Genomic DNA, 15,688 nt, shown 5'->3' on the forward strand with positions numbered 1-15,688 from the left:
GTCGGCCGCGGATGGCACAGCCGATCACGGATTGACCGACTGTTGATCAGTGATCGACCCAGAGTCGATCACTGAATGATCGGGGACCTGAACACGTTTGATCTGCCGGTGAGCGCGGAGAATGTCGTGGGGAGCCGGTCGGTAGAGCGCCGGAAGTGATAGCTCGCACAAGGCGGGAAGGCGCCCATGGTGATCGCCAGCCGACCGGATACGCTGCCTTTAGTGGAGACAGCGACACATCGACATTGCGTGTGACCGCAGGCAGACAGGAGTACCCCGTGAGCGTCGTCGGGCCCATCGGGCTGAGCGTGCGGGACCGGACTCTGGAAGCCGATACCCAGGCCGGGCTGACAGCCGTCGAAGAGGGCCTGCTGGAGGCCACGAAGAGCGACGTGCCGTTCATCACCGGGGCGGCCCAGCATCTGATGCGGGCGGGTGGCAAGCGGTTCCGGCCGCTGCTGGTGCTGCTCGCCGCGCAGTTCGGCGACCCGTACGCGCCCGGGGTGGTGCCCTCGGCCGTCGTGGTCGAGCTGACGCACCTGGCGACGCTCTACCACGACGACGTCATGGACGAGGCGGACGTCCGCCGCGGTGTGGCCAGCGCCAACGCCCGTTGGGGCAACTCGGTGGCGGTGCTCACCGGCGACTTCCTCTTCGCCCGCGCCTCGCACATCCTGGCCGATCTGGGCCCGGAGGCGGTGCGGATCCAGGCCGAGGCGTTCGAGCGGCTGGTGACCGGGCAGATCCTGGAGACGGCGGGGCCGAGGGACGGCCAGGACCCGATCGAGCACTACCTGGACGTGCTCCAGGGCAAGACCGGCTCGCTGGTCGCGGTCTCCGGGCGGTTCGGCGCGATGATGTCGGGGGCCGACGAGTCTGTCGTCAGCATCCTCACCCAGTACGGCGAGCGGCTGGGCATCGCCTTCCAGTTGGCCGACGACGTCCTGGACATCGCCAGCGACAGCCATGAGTCGGGCAAGACCCCCGGCACCGACCTGCGGGAGGGCATCGCCACCCTGCCCGTGCTCCATCTGCGGGCGCGGGCGGAGGCGTCCGGCTCCGCCGAGGACCGTGAGCTGTGCGAACTGCTGACCGCGGACCTCAGCGACGACGGGCTCCACGGCGAGGTGCTGCGGCGGCTGCGCGCCCACCCGGCGCTTGAGCAGGCCCGCCAGGACACCCTGCGCTATGCGGAGGAGGCCCGCGCGATGCTGGCGCCGCTGCCCGAGGGGGCGGCGAAGGCGGCGCTCGAGGGGCTGTGCGACGCGGTGGTGCACCGGGCCGGCTGACCGCCTCCGCCTTCCCCGCTGCCGTCCGCGCCCTCGTCCTCCGGCTGCTCCGGCCCGGACTTCCGGCTTCTTCGGTTCAGACCTGCGGCGCATCGGGTCCTACCTCAGGGGTACCCAGAGGTGATCCTGTCGGCTGACGCGCCAAGACGGTCGATTTGGTGGGATTGAAGGACCACCACATGGCGGTATCGGGTGACAATGGCCCGAGAGGTGGACGAGTGCGAGGCTGACAACCGCCGCCGACGACGGAGGTAGAGCACATATGGCACGGATCCGACCGACACAGGTCGCCGACGACGGTTTCTGGGATGAGGACCGACCGAAAGGGCGCCATAAAGCCGTCCGGTACGCCGCCCCGGTGGCGGTGGCCGGCATCGCGGCGGCGACGATCGGGCTGGTCCCGGCCCTCGCCAGCGCCGGGTCGCCCGATCTGCCGAAGATCACGGCAGAGGAGCTGATCAGCAAGATCGCCGCATCGGACGCCGAGCAGCTGTCCGGCTCGGTGAAGATCACGACCGATCTGGGCATACCCTCCCTGCCCGGAGGCGTCTCGCTCGGCGACCTCGCGGGCGGGCAGCAGGGGAAGGGCGACGCCGCGCCGGAGTCGAAGCTCGCCGAGCTCGCGTCCGGTTCCCACACCCTGCGGGTGGCCGCCGACGGACCGGAGCGGCAGCGGGTCTCGATCATCGAGAAGGCCGCCGAGTACAGCCTCATCCACAACGGCGACGAGGTGTGGGCGTACAACAGCGCCGACAACTCGGTTTACCACGCCAAGTCCCCCGAGAAGGCCGCCAAGGGCGACCACCGCCGGGAAGTGCCGGAGGACCTGAGCGGCCTCACCCCGCGGGAGGCCGCCAAGAAGGCGCTCGCCGCCGTGGACGACACGACCCAGGTCAAGGTCGACGGCACCGCGAGGGTCGCCGGACGGGACGCCTACCAGCTGCTGATCCGTCCCAAGCAAAGCGACTCCACGGTCGGCTCCATCCGTATCGCCGTGGACGCGCACAACTGGGTGCCGCTCAAGTTCACCCTGGAGCCCAAGAGCGGTGGCAAGGCGGCGATCGATGTGGCCTTCACCGAGGTGGACTTCGGCAAGCCCAAGGCGAGCGCCTTCCGCTTCACCCCGCCCAAGGGTGCCAAGGTCACCGAGGAGGGCCGCGCCGAGCACAAGGCCAAGGGCGAGGAGAAGGGCCTCCGCGAGCTGTCGAAGCTGAATGTGGTCGGCAAGGGCTGGGACTCGGTGGCGCGGCTGGACCTCCCCGGCGGCCTGCCCGCCGGCGCGAGTGGCGGGGGCGGGCCCAGCGAGTTCCTGGGCGGGCTGGGCAAGAAGGTCAAGGGGGACTTCGGCTCGGGCACGGTGCTCAGCACCCGCCTGGTCAACGCCTTGATCACCGATGACGGCAAGGTCTTCGTCGGCGCGGTCGACAAGAACGCCCTGATCGACGCCGCGGACGCGGCCAAGTGACCGCTTGACGAAGGGGGAGCCCGTGGAGGAGCCGTCCGCCGAGGACACGGCCGGGGCGCCGACCGCCCGCGCGACGGGCGCGGCGGTGGAGACCCGCGGGCTCACCAAGCGTTACCGAGGCGGACAGCTCGCGGTCGACGGGCTGGACCTGACCGTGCCGCGCGGCAGCGTCTTCGGCTTCCTCGGGCCCAACGGCTCGGGGAAGACGACGACCATCCGCATGCTCATGGGACTGATCGAGCCCACCGCGGGAAGAGCCCGGGTGCTCGGCGCGCCCATGCCAAGCGCTGCCCGCAGCGTGCTGCCCAGGGTCGGGGCCCTCATCGAGGGCCCCGCCCTGTACCCCTTCCTGAACGGCCGGGACAATCTGATCCGCTTCGACGCCGCCGACCCCACCGCAGATCCCCGCACCCGGGCCGCGCGGGTCTCGGCCGCCCTGGAGCGGGTGGGCCTCTCGGCCGCGGCACGTAAGAAGGCCCGCGCGTACTCCCTCGGCATGAAACAGCGCCTGGGCCTGGCCGCGGCGCTCCTCCAGCCGCGGGAACTTCTCGTTCTCGACGAGCCGACGAACGGCCTCGACCCGCAGGGCATGCGGGAGATCCGGGCGCTGGTGCGCGAGCTGGCCGAGGACGGCACCACCGTCTTTCTCTCCTCCCATCTCCTCGATGAGATCGAACAGGTGTGCACTCATGCGGCGGTCATGGCCCAGGGCAGACTCATCGCCCAGGGCACCGTCGCCGAGCTGGCGGCCGGCAGCCGCGGCCGGCTGTCCGTCACCACCCCGGACCCCGCGGACGCGGTCCGCGTCCTGAAGGAGCACGGGGTGACGGACATCGCGGTCCTGGACGAGCGCGTCACGGGGGAGCTGCCCTCGGCCGGGCCCACTTCCGCCTCCGGCGAGAGCGCCCCGCCGTTCGACCTGGCGGACCTCAACGCCGCCCTCGTGCGCGCCGGGGTGCGGGTCCGGGCCTTCGGAGCGGAGCGGGCCTCGCTCGAGGACGCCTTTGTGGCACTGACCGGGGAGGGCTTCGATGTCGCAGGCTGAGGTCAAAGCCGAGGTCAAAAGGGCTGCCAGGGCGCCCGCCCGGCGGCCGAGCCCGCTGTGGACGCTCGCCCTGTTCCGCAGCGAGCTGGGCACCACCTTCCGCCGCTGGCGGACCATCGCCCTGCTCGGCGTGCTCGCGGCCATCCCGGTCCTCACCGGAATCGCGGTGAAGATCGAGACGAGCGACGGCGGCTCGTTCGGTGAGGGACATGGGGGAGACGGCCAGGGCCCCGCCTTCTTCTCCCAGATCACCAACAACGGCATCTTCCTGGTCTTCGCCTCGCTGGCGGCGACGCTGCCCGTCTTCCTGCCGATGGCCATCGGCGTGATCGCCGGTGACTCCATCGCGGGTGAGGCGGGCTCGGGCACGCTGCGCTATCTCCTGGTCGCACCGGCCGGGCGGACCCGTCTCCTCCTCGCCAAGTTCACCACCGTGATCGCCTTCTGCATGGTCGCCACGGGTGTGGTGGCCGCGGCCGGACTGGCGACTGGGGCGCTGCTCTTCCCCCTCGGTGATGTCACGCTGATCTCGGGAACCACCGTCTCGTTCACCGACGGACTGCTCAGGACCCTGGCGGTGGCGGGCGTCGTGGCGTGCTCCCTCATCGGCATCGCGACGGTGGGCCTGTTCATCTCGACCCTCACCAACAGCGGGATCGCGGCCATGGCGGCGACCGTCGGGCTGCTGATAACGGTGCAGATCCTGGACACCATCCCGCAGCTGCACGCGATCCAGCCGTATCTGTTCCCGCATTACTGGCTGTCCTTCGCGGACGTCCTCCGGGACCCGGTCTACTGGGATCAACTCATCAAGAACTTCGAGTTGCAGGCCCTTTATGTAGCGGTGTTCGGCTCGGCCGCCTGGGCGCGGTTCACCGCGAAGGACATCACCGCCTGAGCCGAGCCGAGCTGAGCCCTACGACGGCGGCGACGACGGCCGCGGGTGGCGAACCCCGCGACCGCCGCTCAGCTGTCCGCCGTCGGCTGCGCTCGCCGTCAGCTGCTGAGGGTCCAGATGGCGTACGCGATGGCGTCGGTGTTGCGGTCCAGCGCGGTGTCGTTGATGTTGCTCGAGGTGTCGCAGGACCGGTGGTAGCAGCGGTCGAACGCCTGGCCGGAGGTGCCGCCCCACTTCTGGGCCTGGGCGGCGGTCTTGGTGTAGTCGGCGCCGCTGAACAGCCCGCCCACCGGCACGCCCACGTTCTTGAACGGCGCGTGGTCGGAGCGCCCGTCGCCCTCCGTCTCGATCTCGGTGGGCACGCCCTTGGTCGCGAAGAAGTCCTTGAACACGGACTCGAGGCGCGCGTCGTCGTCGTAGACGAAGTAGCCCGGGTTGGGCGAGCCGATCATGTCGAAGTTCAGATACGAGTCGATCTTCGCGCGATTCGCGGTCGACAGGCTGTTCACGTAGTAACGGGAGCCCACCATCCCCAGCTCCTCGGCGCCCCACCAGCCGAACCGGAGGTGCTTCGTCGGCTGCAGCCCGGCCCTGGAGACGGCGAGCGCGGTCTCCAGGACGCCCGCCGAGCCCGAGCCGTTGTCGTTGATACCGGGGCCGGCGGTGACGGAGTCCAGATGGGCGCCCGCGAACACCACGTTGTCGGCGTCGCCGCCGGGCCAGTCGGCGATGAGGTTGTAGCCGGTGGCACCGCCGGAGGTGAACTGCTGCACGGTGGTGGTGAATCCGGCCGCGTCGAGCTTGGCCTTGATGTAGTCGAGCGAGGCCTTGTAACCGGGGCGGCCATGGGCGCGGTTGCCGCTGTTGGCGGTGGCTATGGACTGCAGCTGGCTCAGGTGGGCCTTGACGTTGGCGACCGGGATGTCGGGCGCCGCGAGGGCGGCCGCGGCCGCCGGGGCCGGCGTCGGTCCGGCCATTGGCAGCGGCGCGGCGGGCGCCGCGGTGGCCAGGGCCGCGACGATCGCACCGGCCGCTGTGGCGGCGGTGGCGGCCCGGCGTATCAAGGATCTTCCGGTTGACGACATGGGGGGCTCCGAATTCCGAACGAGGACAGGACGGAATGAACGTGTCGCTGTGTGGTGCACGCACCCGGTGGGGCGGGGAGCGCTGAAGCGGTGGCACGGTGTAGCGGTGGCACGTGGGTGCGGAGTGTCGCAAAGGCAGATGCTCCGGCTCCGGTTGACGCCGCGTCAAGGGCATAAACCGGACACCAGCCGCCGCATATCGATCCCGTGCGTCCTTTTACGGGCGTGACCGTCGCGCTTCCTGCCGGTCCTCAGCAGGTCGTCGACATTTCCTCAGCGAATCCGCTAGCCGAGGACGGGGTCCTCGGCCGCCGTGCCACCGTTCTGCGCCGTCGCCGCGGCGGCCCGCTCGGAGGCCGCGCGCAGTTGTGCCCGCGCCCGGCGGGCCGTACGCAGCGCGTCCCAGGTGAGCAGGGCCAGTGCGAGCCATACGAGGGAGAAGCCCGCCCACCGCTCGGGCGGCATGGACTCGTGGAAGACGGCGACGCCGAGCGCGAACTGGAAGATCGGGGCGATGTACTGCAGCATCCCGATCGTCGACAGCGGCAGCCGCACGGCCGCCGTCCCGAAGCAGATCAGCGGCACCGCGGTGATCAGCCCGCTGCTCGCCAGCAGCGCCGAGTGCCCGGCGCCCTCGCTGCCGAAGGTGCTGTCCCCGCGCGCGGTCAGGAAGATCACGAAGCCGAGCGCGGGCAGGAACTGGACCGCGGTCTCGGCGGCGAGCGATTCCAGTCCGCCCAGGCCGATCCGCTTCTTGACCAGGCCGTAGGTGGCGAAGGAGAAGGCGAGGGTGAGCGCGATCCAGGGCAGTGAGCCGTAGCCGACCGACAGCACGGCCACGGCCGCCACGCCGACGCCGACCGCCACCCACTGCACCGGCCGCAGCCGCTCGTGCAGCAGCAGAACACCGAAGCCGATGCTGACCAAGGGGTTGATGAAGTATCCGAGCGAGGTCTCGACGACATGGCCGCTGTTGACGCCCCAGATGTACAGGCCCCAGTTGACGGAGATGACGGCCGCCGCGATCGCGATCATCCCCAGCCGCGCGGGCTGCCGCAGCAGCGGACGTATCCAGGACCAGCGGCGCAGCGCGAGCAGTACGAGGACGACGGCCACCAGCGACCACACCATGCGGTGGGCAAGGATCTCGACGGCCCCGGCGGGCTCGAGCAGCGGCCAGTAGAGGGGGACCAGGCCCCACATGCCGTAGGCGGCGAAGCCGTAGGCGAGTCCGCTGCGCTGCTGAGGCTGGCTCTCCGGCTTCACATGTCCTCCCGGCGGCATGGCGACCTGTCGAAGGTAGCGCCGAAGCGGCCCGCCTGTCATTTACGTATCGTCATACGGTCATGACAAGCGGGCCGCCGTGCGGTCGCCGGGGGATCCAGGGTGCTCGGCCCCGGCGTTCAGCCCGAGCGCTCAGCCCTTGAGGGCCGCCGCGACCGAGTCCGCGATCGGGGTGGTCGGCCGGCCGATGAGGCGGGAGAGGTCGCCGGGCGTGCCGGCCAGCCGGCCGCGGGAGATCGCGGCGTCGACGTCCACCAGGATCTCGGCAAACGGCTCGGGAAGGCCGGCGCCGGTCAGGATGGCCTTGTGGGTCTCGGCCGGCACGGGGCCGTACGCGATCTCCTTGCCGGTCTGCTTGGCGATCTCGGCGGCGTACTCCTCGAAGCTCCACGCCGTGTCGCCGCTGAGCTCGTACGCCTTGCCCTCGTGGCCCTCGCCGGTCAGCACCTCGACGGCGGCGGCCGCGTAGTCGGCGCGCGAGGCGGAGGCGACGCGGCCGCCGGCCGCGTTGTTGACGACGGCGCCGTGCTCCAGCACGGGGGCCAGTTGCTCGGTGTAGTTCTCGTGGTACCAGCCGTTGCGCAGCAGCACGTACGGCAGGCCGGAGGCCTGGATGGCCTGCTCGGTGACCTTGTGCTCATCGGCCAGGGTGAAGTCGGCCGCGGGGCCGCCGAGGACGCTGGTGTACGCGAGCAGGGCGACGCCCGCCTCCTTGGCGGCGTCGATGACGGCCTGGTGCTGCGGAACGCGCTGGCCGACCTCGCTGCCGGAGATCAGCAGCACCTTGTCGCCGGCGGCGAAGGCGCCCTGGAGGGTTTCCGGCCGGCTGTAGTCGGCGATGCGCAGCTGTACGCCGCGCGCCGCGAGGTCGGCCGCCTTGTCGGCATCCCGCACCACGGCCACGATCTGGTCCGCGGGGACCTTCTCCAGCAGGCCCTCGACGACGAGGCGGCCGAGGTGGCCGGTGGCTCCGGTGACGACGATGCTCATGTCTGTGTTCTCCCTTTTATCCTCTTGGTGTCGATCTGCGAACCACCCTAGTCTCGACGCTAACCATTTGAAAGTACCCACTTTGAAGTAAGGTACAGGCATGTCAGTTAGTGAAAAGGTCACCGCGGAGACGCAGGGCGTGCTGATAGGTGGCCCCGAGGCCGCCATGTGCCCGTCACGACTGGTGCTGGAGCATGTCACCAGCCGTTGGGGCGTCCTCGTCCTCGGCGTGCTGTTGGACGGGACGCACCGCTTCAGCGAGGTGCGGCGCGCGATCGGTGGCGTCAGCGAGAAGATGCTGACGCAGACCCTTCAGACCCTGGAGCGGGACGGCTTTGTGGACCGCGAGGCGTACCCCGTCATTCCGCCGCATGTGGACTACTCGCTGACCGAACTCGGCGAGGAGGCGGCCCGGCGGGTGTGGGCGCTGGCCCAGTGGACGAACGAGAAGGTCCCGGAGGTCTTGGCCGCCAGGGAGGCGTACGACGCGGCCAAGGCGCCAGCCGCCAAGGCATAAAAGCGGGTGCCCGCCCGGAGCGCCGTCAGACGCTCCGGGCGGGCACCCTCCCCCAGCTACCGCTGGGAGGTGCCCCCTCGGTGTGCTTCGTGTACTTCAGCCGACGACGGTCCAGGTGTCGTGGCCGGTGAGCAGGGCGCCGAGGTCGCCCTTGCCCTTCTGCTCCACGGCGGCCTCGAGTTGGGTGGTCATCTCGGCCTCGTAGACCGGGCGGGCGACATTGCGCAGCACCCCGATGGGGGTGTGGTGCAGGGTGTCGGGGTCGGCGAGGCGAGTCAGCGCGAACGCGGTGGTCGGCGAGGCGGCGTGCGCGTCGTGGACCAGCACCCGCTCGGTGCCCTCCCGGGTCACATCGATGACCTTGAGGTCGCCGGTGGCCGGATCGCGGACGACGCCCTTGGAGCCGAGGCCGTCGCCGCCGTCCTCCTCGCTGAACGGCGCGCCGAAGCGGATCGGCTTGCCGTGCTCGAGACGGATGACGGCCTCCAGCGCCTGGTCCCTGTCCTTGAGGACTTCGAAGGCGCCGTCGTTGAAGATGTTGCAGTTCTGGTAGATCTCCACCAGCGCGGTGCCCGGGTGGGCGGCCGCCTCCCGCAGCACCTGGGTGAGGTGCTTGCGGTCGGAGTCCACGGTGCGGGCGACGAACCCGGCCTCGGCGCCCAGCGCGAGCGAGAGGGGGTTGAAGGGCGCGTCGAGCGAGCCCATCGGCGTGGACTTGGTGATCTTGCCGACCTCGGAGGTCGGGCTGTACTGGCCCTTGGTGAGGCCGTAGATCCGGTTGTTGAACAGCAGGATCTTCAAGTTGACGTTGCGGCGCAGCGCGTGGATCAGGTGGTTGCCGCCGATGGACAGCGCGTCGCCGTCACCGGTGACCACCCACACCGACAGATCGCGGCGCGAGGCGGCCAGGCCGGTGGCGATGGCGGGGGCACGGCCGTGGATCGAGTGCATCCCGTACGTGTTCATGTAGTACGGGAAGCGGGAGGAGCAGCCGATGCCGGAGACGAAGACGATGTTCTCCTTCGCCAGGCCGAGTTCGGGCATGAAGCCCTGGACGGCGGCGAGGACCGCGTAGTCACCGCAGCCGGGGCACCAGCGCACTTCCTGGTCGGACTTGAAGTCCTTCATGGTCTGCTTGGCGCCGGCCTTCGGCACCAGTGAAAGCGCGTCGACGGAGGAGAGCCCTTCCGTGATCGTCTCAGTCATCGATGGCCTCCTTAAGGGCCGTCGCAAGCTGCTCGGCCTTGAATGGCAGCCCCCGCACCTGGGTGAAGGAGCGGGTGTCGACCAGGTACTTGGCGCGGAGCAGGGTGGCGAGCTGACCGAGGTTCATCTCGGGCACGACCACCTTGTCGTAGCGGGCCAGCACCGCGCCGAGGTTCCCCGGGAAGGGGTTGACATGGCGCAGATGGGCCTGGGCGATGGCGTCTCCGGCGGCGCGGACCCGGCGCACGGCGGCGGTGATCGGCCCATAGGTCGAACCCCAGCCCAGCACCAGCGTGCGGGCGTCGCCGGTGGGGTCGTCCACCGTGATGTCCGGCACCTCGATGCCGTCGACCTTGGCCTGCCGGATGCGCACCATGTGCTCGTGGTTGGCCGGGTCGTAGGAGATGTTGCCGGTGCCGTCCTGCTTCTCGATACCGCCGATGCGGTGCTCGAGGCCGGGGGTGCCGGGCACCGCCCAGGGGCGGGCGAGCGTCTCGGGGTCGCGCTTGTACGGCCAGAAGACCTCGGTGCCGTCCGCCAGGGTGTGGTTGGGGCCGCTGGCGAACCGGACCCGCAGATCCGGCAGGTCCTCGAGGTCCGGCACCCGCCACGGCTCCGACCCGTTGGCGAGGTAGCCGTCGGAGAGCAGGAAGACGGGGGTGCGGTAGGTCAGCGCGATACGCACCGCGTCCAGCGCCGCGTCAAAGCAGTCCGCCGGGGTCTTGGGTGCCACGATCGGCACCGGGGCCTCGCCGTTGCGCCCGTACATCGCCTGCAGCAGATCGGCCTGTTCGGTCTTGGTGGGCAGACCGGTCGACGGGCCGCCCCGCTGGATGTCGACCACCACCAGCGGCAGTTCCAGGCTGACCGCGAGCCCGATGGTCTCCGACTTGAGCGCCACGCCGGGACCGGAGGTGGTGGTCACCGCGAGCGCCCCGCCGAAGGCGGCGCCCAGCGCCGCGCCGATGCCCGCGATCTCGTCCTCGGCCTGGAAGGTGCGCACGCCGAAGTTCTTGTGCCGGGACAGCTCATGCAGGATGTCCGAGGCGGGCGTGATCGGGTACGAGCCCAGGAACAGCGGCAGATCCGCCTGGTGTGAGGCAGTGATCAGCCCGTACGACAGCGCCAGATTGCCGGAGATGTTGCGGTATGTCCCCGGGGGGAACGCGGAGGAGGCGGGCGCCACCTCGTAGGAGACCGCGAAGTCCTCCGTCGTCTCGCCGAAGTTCCAGCCGGCCCGGAAGGCGGCCACGTTGGCCTCGGCGATCTGCGGCTTCTTGGCGAACTTCTGGCGCAGGAACTTCTCGGTGCCCTCGGTCGGGCGGTGGTACATCCACGACAGCAGACCGAGCGCGAACATGTTCTTGCTGCGCTCCGCCTCCTTGCGGGACAGCCCGAACTCCTTGAGCGCTTCGATGGTCAGCGTCGTCAGCGGCACAGGGTGGACGTTGTACCCGTCCAGCGAGCCGTCCTCGAGCGGGCTCTGGTCGTAGCCGACCCTCGCCATCGGGCGCTTGGTGAACTCATCGGTGTTCACGATGATCTCCGCGCCGCGCGGCACATCGCCCAGATTGGCCTTCAGCGCGGCCGGGTTCATCGCCACCAGCACGTTCGGCGCGTCGCCGGGGGTGAGGATGTCGTGATCGGCGAAGTGCAGTTGGAAGCTCGACACGCCGGGGAGGGTGCCGGCAGGGGCCCGGATCTCGGCCGGGAAGTTCGGCAGCGTGGACAGGTCATTGCCGAATGACGCCGTCTCCGAGGTGAACCGGTCACCCGTGAGCTGCATACCGTCGCCCGAGTCACCAGCGAACCGGATGATCACCCGGTCCAGACGGCGGACCTCTTTGCCGCCGTCCGACGCTCGCTGTCCCCCGACGAGCGTCTGCCCGTCCTGCTGATCGGCTGGTTCGGCCTGCTCGGCCGGGCTACTGACCTGGCTGGTCACTGATTCGGACCTCCCTTGAGGCGGCGCTCGTGGACATCGGTGCCGACCGGTTGTCCCATCGCCATCGTACGTCGGTAAGGGTCGCCTTCCCTGACCGGATCGCATAATGGACGCCCTGACACTGCCCCTTTATGCGGTGAATTGTCATGCTCTGCATGCGCCCCCGTACTCATGTCGAGCGATACTCCCCTTTCGGTCTTTGGACGTACGACGGATGTACGACTGCCAATCGACCGGACCGGACCGGGCCGGGGCGGACCCGATCAGCCTGGCCCGGACACCCCATGCCCGTCTTACATCCCGAGCTGTCTCACGAGCCGAGACTCACGAGCCGAGACTCACGAGCCGAGACTCACGAGTCGAGATACGTCAGCACCGCGAGCACCCGGCGGTGATCCCCCTCGCTCGGCGACAGGCCGAGCTTCAGGAAGATGTTGCTGACGTGCTTCTCGACCGCGCCGTCGCTCACCACCAACTGCTTGGCGATCGCCGAGTTCGTACGGCCCTCGGCCATCAGACCGAGAACCTCCCGCTCACGCGGGGTGAGCCCGGCCAGCACGTCCTGCTTACGGCTGCGCCCCAGCAGCTGCGCCACGACCTCCGGGTCCAGCGCCGTGCCGCCCCGGGCCACCCGCACCACGGCGTCCACGAACTCCCGGACATCGGCCACCCGGTCCTTGAGCAGATAGCCGACGCCACGGCTGTTGCCGGCCAGCAGCTCCGTGGCGTACTGCTCCTCCACGTACTGCGACAGCACCAGCACACCCAGTCCGGGGTGGTCGCGGCGCAGCCGGACCGCCGCCCGTACCCCCTCATCGGTGTGGGTCGGCGGCATCCGTACGTCCGCGACCACCACATCCGGCAGCGCGCCCCCGTCGGCCAGCTCCTGGACCGACTTCACCAGCGCTTCCGCGTCGCCGACCCCCGCGACCACCTCATGACCACGGTCGGTCAGCAGGCGGGTCAGCCCCTCCCGGAGCAGCACCGAATCCTCGGCGATGACCACCCGCACCCTGTCCTCCACAGCCCGCCCCCACTCGTCGGTTTCTCGGCCCCCAGCATCCCAGGGATCGGACCCGCGCGAGGCCCGGCACGCTCACCGGGACGGGGTGGGACGGGGCAGGCGGGGGCGGCGATGGGGCCCGCTGGTCACCTTCGCCAGGGGAGCTCGGCGGTGACGGAGGTCGGGCCGCCGCCCGGGGAGTGCACGACGAGAAGGCCGTCGACCGCGTCAAGCCGCTCGGCCAGCCCGGCGAGCCCCGACCCGGTCCGGGCGTCCGCCCCGCCCCGGCCGTCGTCCGAGATCTGCAGCATCACCCGGTCCTCGGAGCGCCACACATCCACGGCGGCCGTCCGGGCGCCGCTGTGCTTGCTGATGTTCTGCAGCAGCTCGGAGACGGTGAAGTAGGCGATGCCCTCGATGGCGGCCGCCGGCCGCTCCGGCAGGTCCACCGTCACCGTGACGGGCACGGTGCAGCGGGCCGCCAGGGCGGACAGGGAAGGACCAAGGCCCCGGTCGGTGAGGATCGCCGGGTGGATGCCGCGCGCGAGGTCGCGCAGCTCCTGGAGGGCCAGCTTCACCTCGCCATGGGCCTCGTCGACCATCCGCGCCGCCGCCTCCGGGTCCTCCTGAAGCTTCTCCTTCGCCAGGCCCAGGTCCATGGCGAGGGCGACCAGCCGGGCCTGCGCCCCGTCGTGCAGATCGCGCTCGATACGGCGCAGATCGGCCGCCGCCGTGTCGACCACCGTGCCCCGGTCCGACTCCAGCTCCCACACCCGCTCCGCGAGCCGCGAGGGGCCCAGCAGTCCGGACACCAGCAGCCGGTCGACCCAGGTCAGCCCCCGTATCACAAACGGCGTCCCCACCAGCAGCAGCGCTCCGGCGACGCTGGTCACGGCTATCTCGAACGGGGTGTCGAGGAAGAAGCCGCGGCCGTCGACTTCGAAGAGCTGTATGCCCTGCTGGTCGCTGTAGGTGGGGAGGACCCACTGCCACAGCGGATAGGTCACAAGGGCCCAGGCGTTCACCCACAGCGCCAGCGACACGGCGAAGGCGAAGATCGCCCACGGGAGGTGGATCAGCGAGTAGAGGACATGGCGCCAGGAGGTGCCGCTCCTGAGCAGCGCGCCCACCCAGGCGAACGGACCTGACTTGCGCGACCCGCGGGTCACCGCCCGCACCGGTTCGGGATCGGCGACCTCCAGCCGCAGCAGCCCGCGCGCTCTGGCCCGCTCCACGGCCCCGAGCGCCCGGCAGCCCGCCAGGGCGACCCCGAGCACCGGTATGCCGAGGAAGGTGACCAGGAGTCCGAAGCCGAGCGCGAGCATCGTGACCGCGTAGGTGAAGGTGAGCAGGGCCATCGGGAGGCTGAGCATCAGATACAGGAACTCGCGCCAGACGCGGGCCTTGAAGGGTGCACGCAGCGCCGCGGGCACCAGAGAGCCGCTGGGCTCGGCTTCCGGCCCGTACGGTTCGTATGCGGTGGCCATCTCTCGTCCGTCCTCCGAAGGGTGGGGCATGGTGCCCGTGTGCTGCGGTGCGTACATCCAGGCTCCCGGAGCGCGCCCGGTCGGGCCATGGAGCAGGTAGGCGTCTTGACCGTGGGGCTAGCCCTACCGTCGGGGTAGCCCTGGGCATACCACCGGAGCGCCCCTAGGCCCGCGCGGCTCCGCGGTCGCGCCACGGCAGCTCGGCGGTCACGGCCGTCGGGCCGCCCACCGGTGAATCCACCGTGAACAGGCCGTCGACCGACCCGAGCCGTTCCGCGAGCCCGGCCAGACCGCTGCCCCCGTCCGTGCTCGCGCCGCCGTGCCCGTCGTCCCGCACCTGGATCAGCAGCCGCCCGTCCGACCGCCACACCTCGACGGTGGCCGTCCGGGCGCCGCTGTGCTTGCTGATGTTCTGCAGCAGCTCGGAGACGGTGAAGTAGGCGATGCCCTCGATGGCGGGCGCGGGCCGCTCCGGCAGGTCCACGCCGACCTGCACCGGCACCGTGCAGCGCGCCGCGACCGACGACAGCGCCGCGTCCAGGCCCCGGTCGGTCAGCACCGCCGGATGGATGCCCCGGGCGAGGTCGCGCAGCTCCTGGAGGGCCAGCTTCACCTCGCCGTGCGCCTCGTCGACCATCGCGGCCGCCGCCCCCGGGTCCTCCAGCACCTTCTCCTTCGCCAGGCCAAGACCCATGGCGAGGGCGACCAGCCTGGCCTGCGCCCCGTCGTGCAGATCGCGCTCGATACGGCGCAGATCGGCCGCCGCCGTGTCGACCACCGTGCCCCGGTCCGACTCCAGCTCCGCGATCCGCCGCTCCAGCTCGTCGGAGGGGGACAGCAGCCCGCGCACCATCGCCCGGTCGGCGTTGGTCAGGCCCCGGGCGATCCAGGGCAGCACGGGCCAGGCGAGGAAGAGGGAGAGCAGGGTGACGCAGAAGGTGGCCACCGCCCAGGGCAGCCGCATGAAGGAGTACAGCGTGGTCCGCCAGCCCACCGGGTCCCGCAGCCGCGCCCACAGCCAGGAGAAGAAGCCGCCGTCCGCGTGGTGCCGCAGCCGGCTCGGCTCGTCGACGCGCACCGCGAGCAGCGCGCGGGCGCGACGCCGCTCGAACGCGCCGTACAGCCGGCTGCCGCGCAGCCCCAGGGCCAGCAGCGGCAGCCCCACCACGGTGATCGCCAGCCCCAGGCCCATGACGAGCCACACCAGGGAGTAGACGAAGCCGAGGATGCCCATGGGCAGATTGGCGAGGAGGTGGGCGATCTCCTTCCAGGTCTGCGCGGGAAAGCCGAAGGCGGGCGGCCGGGGCAGCCGCTCGTGGCCCTGGTCGCCCTGGTCGCCGTCGTCGGTTGAACTCACGGTCATACGGCCAAGATTGCCCGGCCCGCCCCCGCCCCGCCATGGGGTACGTCGCCGTGCCCGGGTAGGGGTAACCCCACCGCATCTCGGACCGGCGGCTCACCTGGACGGCTCCAG

The 15,688-nt window shown here is 70.6% G+C and carries 12 protein-coding genes and 1 pseudogene; 5 read left to right on the forward strand and 8 right to left on the reverse strand.

Annotated elements, in window-relative coordinates; all coding sequences use genetic code 11:
* Positions 1-278: 278 nt before the first annotated feature.
* The 4 genes from ACFV2X_RS09825 to ACFV2X_RS09840 all read left to right on the forward strand — a co-directional run bounded on the left by ACFV2X_RS09825 (position 279) and on the right by ACFV2X_RS09840 (position 4,697).
* Positions 279-1,289, forward strand: a complete 1,011-nt coding sequence (locus ACFV2X_RS09825; RefSeq protein WP_385613737.1) for a polyprenyl synthetase family protein — start codon at positions 279-281, stop codon at positions 1,287-1,289.
* Positions 1,290-1,551: 262 nt separating this feature from the next.
* Positions 1,552-2,754, forward strand: a complete 1,203-nt coding sequence (locus tag ACFV2X_RS09830) for an outer membrane lipoprotein carrier protein LolA (RefSeq protein WP_385613740.1) — start codon at positions 1,552-1,554, stop codon at positions 2,752-2,754.
* Positions 2,755-2,776: 22 nt separating this feature from the next.
* The gene (locus ACFV2X_RS09835; protein WP_385613743.1) at positions 2,777-3,799 is read left to right on the forward strand and encodes an ABC transporter ATP-binding protein; all 1,023 of its coding nucleotides are present in this window, start codon (positions 2,777-2,779) and stop codon (positions 3,797-3,799) included.
* Positions 3,786-4,697 carry an ABC transporter permease gene (locus tag ACFV2X_RS09840; protein WP_385613746.1) on the forward strand — a complete coding sequence of 304 codons (912 nt, stop codon included), beginning with the start codon at positions 3,786-3,788 and terminating at the stop codon, positions 4,695-4,697. Before ACFV2X_RS09835 ends, ACFV2X_RS09840 begins: the two co-directional genes overlap by 14 nt.
* 101 nt (positions 4,698-4,798) lie before the next feature.
* Here the strand turns inward: ACFV2X_RS09840 and ACFV2X_RS09845 are convergent.
* The 3 genes and pseudogenes from ACFV2X_RS09845 to ACFV2X_RS09855 all read right to left on the reverse strand — a co-directional run.
* A pseudogene (locus ACFV2X_RS09845) lies at positions 4,799-5,782 on the reverse strand (M28 family metallopeptidase); the annotation flags it as partial.
* Positions 5,783-6,067: 285 nt separating this feature from the next.
* Positions 6,068-7,066 (reverse strand): EamA family transporter RarD, encoded by a 999-nt coding sequence (gene rarD / locus ACFV2X_RS09850; RefSeq protein WP_385613748.1) that lies wholly within the window; start codon positions 7,064-7,066, stop codon positions 6,068-6,070.
* A 132-nt stretch (positions 7,067-7,198) separates the two neighbouring features.
* A complete protein-coding gene (locus tag ACFV2X_RS09855; protein ID WP_385613751.1) occupies positions 7,199-8,056 on the reverse strand; it encodes an SDR family oxidoreductase in 858 nt (285 codons plus the stop codon).
* Between the two features lie 100 nt (positions 8,057-8,156).
* On the opposite strand from ACFV2X_RS09855, the gene ACFV2X_RS09860 reads away from it, so the two are divergent.
* Positions 8,157-8,573: a winged helix-turn-helix transcriptional regulator gene (locus tag ACFV2X_RS09860; RefSeq protein ID WP_385613754.1), complete on the forward strand. Its 417-nt coding sequence runs from the start codon at positions 8,157-8,159 to the stop codon at positions 8,571-8,573.
* Between the two features lie 96 nt (positions 8,574-8,669).
* On the opposite strand, the gene ACFV2X_RS09865 is transcribed toward ACFV2X_RS09860, so the two are convergent.
* The 5 genes from ACFV2X_RS09865 to ACFV2X_RS09885 all read right to left on the reverse strand — a co-directional run bounded on the left by ACFV2X_RS09865 (position 8,670) and on the right by ACFV2X_RS09885 (position 15,577).
* Complete coding sequence (locus ACFV2X_RS09865) at positions 8,670-9,779, reverse strand: 2-oxoacid:ferredoxin oxidoreductase subunit beta (protein ID WP_385613757.1); 1,110 nt, start codon at positions 9,777-9,779, stop codon at positions 8,670-8,672.
* Entirely contained in the window at positions 9,772-11,724 is a 1,953-nt protein-coding gene (locus ACFV2X_RS09870; RefSeq protein WP_385613760.1) for a 2-oxoacid:acceptor oxidoreductase subunit alpha, read from the reverse strand. Before ACFV2X_RS09870 ends, ACFV2X_RS09865 begins: the two co-directional genes overlap by 8 nt.
* A gap of 352 nt (positions 11,725-12,076) precedes the next feature.
* Entirely contained in the window at positions 12,077-12,736 is a 660-nt protein-coding gene (locus tag ACFV2X_RS09875; protein WP_014178710.1) for a response regulator transcription factor, read from the reverse strand.
* A gap of 137 nt (positions 12,737-12,873) precedes the next feature.
* Positions 12,874-14,214, reverse strand: a complete 1,341-nt coding sequence (locus ACFV2X_RS09880) for a sensor histidine kinase (protein ID WP_385613763.1) — start codon at positions 14,212-14,214, stop codon at positions 12,874-12,876.
* A 163-nt stretch (positions 14,215-14,377) separates the two neighbouring features.
* Positions 14,378-15,577, reverse strand: coding sequence for a sensor histidine kinase (locus ACFV2X_RS09885; protein WP_385613766.1), 1,200 nt, complete (start codon positions 15,575-15,577; stop codon positions 14,378-14,380).
* Positions 15,578-15,688: the final 111 nt, after the last annotated feature.

Origin of the sequence: Streptomyces sp. NPDC059679 (assembly GCF_042734105.1) — a bacterium.
Lineage (GTDB): Bacteria > Actinomycetota > Actinomycetes > Streptomycetales > Streptomycetaceae > Streptomyces.